The sequence below is a fragment of the Aeromonas sp. ZOR0002 genome (genome assembly GCF_963866995.1).
In the GTDB taxonomy this organism is placed as follows: domain Bacteria; phylum Pseudomonadota; class Gammaproteobacteria; order Enterobacterales; family Aeromonadaceae; genus Aeromonas; species Aeromonas caviae.
In genome coordinates this window covers 1-2,091 of sequence record NZ_CAWMFQ010000240.1, presented here as the reverse complement: position 1 = coordinate 2,091, position 2,091 = coordinate 1, and the positions used below count along the sequence as shown (strand labels likewise).

2 protein-coding genes, 2 tRNA genes and 1 pseudogene are annotated in these 2,091 nt (G+C 60.3%); 2 read left to right on the top strand and 3 right to left on the bottom strand.

All coding sequences use genetic code 11. The annotated features are described in order from the left end of the window. Both AACR77_RS13400 and AACR77_RS13395 read left to right on the top strand, forming a co-directional pair. Positions 1–142 (top strand): annotated as a pseudogene (locus AACR77_RS13400) (alpha/beta fold hydrolase); the annotation flags it as partial. 103 nt (positions 143–245) lie between these two features. Beyond that, complete coding sequence (locus AACR77_RS13395) at positions 246–1,049, top strand: Cof-type HAD-IIB family hydrolase (RefSeq protein WP_042882098.1); 804 nt, start codon at positions 246–248, stop codon at positions 1,047–1,049. A 70-nt stretch (positions 1,050–1,119) separates the two neighbouring features. Here AACR77_RS13395 and AACR77_RS13390 read toward each other — a convergent pair whose 3' ends face one another. The 3 genes from AACR77_RS13390 to AACR77_RS13380 all read right to left on the bottom strand — a co-directional run bounded on the left by AACR77_RS13390 (position 1,120) and on the right by AACR77_RS13380 (position 2,031). Continuing rightward, the gene (locus AACR77_RS13390; RefSeq protein ID WP_042882090.1) at positions 1,120–1,638 is read right to left on the bottom strand and encodes an RICIN domain-containing protein; all 519 of its coding nucleotides are present in this window, start codon (positions 1,636–1,638) and stop codon (positions 1,120–1,122) included. 171 nt (positions 1,639–1,809) lie between these two features. Then, positions 1,810–1,886, bottom strand: a tRNA-Pro gene (locus tag AACR77_RS13385). A gap of 59 nt (positions 1,887–1,945) precedes the next feature. Beyond that, positions 1,946–2,031, bottom strand: a tRNA-Leu gene (locus tag AACR77_RS13380). Positions 2,032–2,091 lie beyond the last annotated feature (60 nt).

Sequence of the window (2,091 nt, the reverse complement as noted above, 5' to 3'; positions counted from 1 at the left end):
GGAGGCCTTCTGCGCCAATGCCAAGTGTGATGGGGGCAAGCCGCTGCGCATCGACGGGGCCTGGCACGAGCTCTTCATCGAGGCGGATCCCCAACGCCAGGCCGCGCTCAATGCAACCCTGGCCTTCTTCGCGCGCTACTGACGCGACCAGAAGGGGCTGGTTATTTTTTGGATCCCTAAATAAATGGGGTGACGGCAGACGCTGGGGTACACTCCCCCGGCGTTCAATTGAAGTCGAGGTAATGATGTTCAAGGTAGTTGTGTCCGATCTCGATGGTACCCTGCTCAACGGGCAGCACCAGATCTCCTCCCGCACCCGGGATACCCTGCACCGTCTGGTCGATCAGGGCGTCAAATTCGTGGTCGCCACCGGCCGTCACCATGTGGATGTACGCAGCATCCGCGATGCACTGGGGCTGGATATCTACCTCATTACCTCCAACGGCGCCGTGGTACACGACAAGCAGGATCAGCTGGTCTACAACCAGGCGCTGCCGAGCACGGTGGCGGCCGAGCTGATCGCCATGGAACGCGACCCGTCCATCCACATCAACGTCTACTACGGCGACGAGTGGCTGGTGGAAAAGGAGCTGCCCTGGTTGCTGCAGTTCCATCACGACTCCGGCTTCAGCTACCGCCTGGCGGATCTGGCCAACCACCCGAAGGACAGGGTCAACAAGGTGTTCTACATCGGCGACCACGACAAGCTGCTGAAGATAGAGGCGCACCTCAACCAGCAATATGGTGATCGGATCAACGTCACCTTCTCCCTGCCTGACTGCCTCGAGGTGATGCACGCCGGCGTGCACAAGGGCAATGCCGTGCGCGCCGTGCTGGAGCAGCACGGCCTGGAGATGTCCCAGGCCGTGGCCTTCGGCGATGGCATGAACGACTTCGAAATGCTGAGCATGGTGGGCCGTGGCGTGGTCATGGGCAACGCCCACGATCGCCTCAAGCAGGCCCTGCCAGAGCATGAACAGACCCTCACTTCCGATGAAGATGGCGTTGCCGTCTATCTGGAGAAACTGTTCGCCTCCCAGACCCGCTGATAAGGCATCCCCATCGCGGATCGAAAAAGGGTGGCCCATGTGGCCACCCTTTTTGTTTCTCGCTCTCTTGTCACCACGCCAGTGCCGGGCGCACCAGACGGTTCAACAGCGTGCCGGATGGCGTCCACTCAAAGCTCTGGTTGGCGCCGCCATAGCATTCGGCGAGGCGCAGGGGGACGGCCGGCTTGTGACGGCGACCCGCCACATCCAGGCACAGCGACACCTGCCGATTGAACAGACGATCCCCCTGCCACTGCCATTGATGGCTCTCCTCCCGGCACGCCTCCATCCCCAGACCATCCTCCCCTTTGGCGACCAGGCAATCCCCGGCCAGTTGCAGGGCACCGACATCCCAGCTGAATGACTGGTTCGATTGCTGATCACAGGGCTGAGTCAGCAGACGGCCCTGCTCGCTCAGGGTCACGCAGAAGCCACCACTGGTCACCAAGGTGGCCTCGAGTTCGGCCTTTGGCTTGGGGGCGGCGCCCATCAGAAGATCTTCCGGTTTTGGCTGCAGGGCGCAGCCGCCCAGCAGCAGTGCGGCCATGGCCAGCACGGAGAGTTGAAGAGAAGTGATATGGTGATGCATAGGCCTTGTATCTGGTCCGTGCCCGAGCGTCCCCTGTCTCGCGGCTCCGGGCCCCAGCATAGCGAACTCGTGGCGAACAGGCGCCTGAAGAAGTGTAAAAAGACGTGACAGGAAAAAGCGAAAGAGAAATGCCAAAAAGCAAAAACCCCGCCTGAGCGGGGTTTTCAAATGTGGTCGGTGATAAAGGATTCGAACCTTTGACCCTCTGGTCCCAAACCAGATGCGCTACCGGGCTGCGCTAATCACCGAGGGGGTATTCCAAAAACACAAAGATGACCATCTGGTCATCCTCGTCATACAGCAAGTATGGTGCGAAGAGAGGGACTCGAACCCTCACACCCGGGGGGCACTAACACCTGAAGCTAGCGCGTCTACCAATTCCGCCACCTTCGCGTACCTGACAAGCTGTAAAATGGGGTGGCTGATGGGGCTCGAACCCACGACAACCGGAAT

Coding starts and splice junctions, on each gene's coding strand:
- AACR77_RS13395 (WP_042882098.1), top strand. CDS start 246: ATGTTCAAGGTAGTTGTGTCCGATCTCGATGGTACCCTGCTCAACGGG.
- AACR77_RS13390 (WP_042882090.1), bottom strand. CDS start 1,638: ATGCATCACCATATCACTTCTCTTCAACTCTCCGTGCTGGCCATGGCC.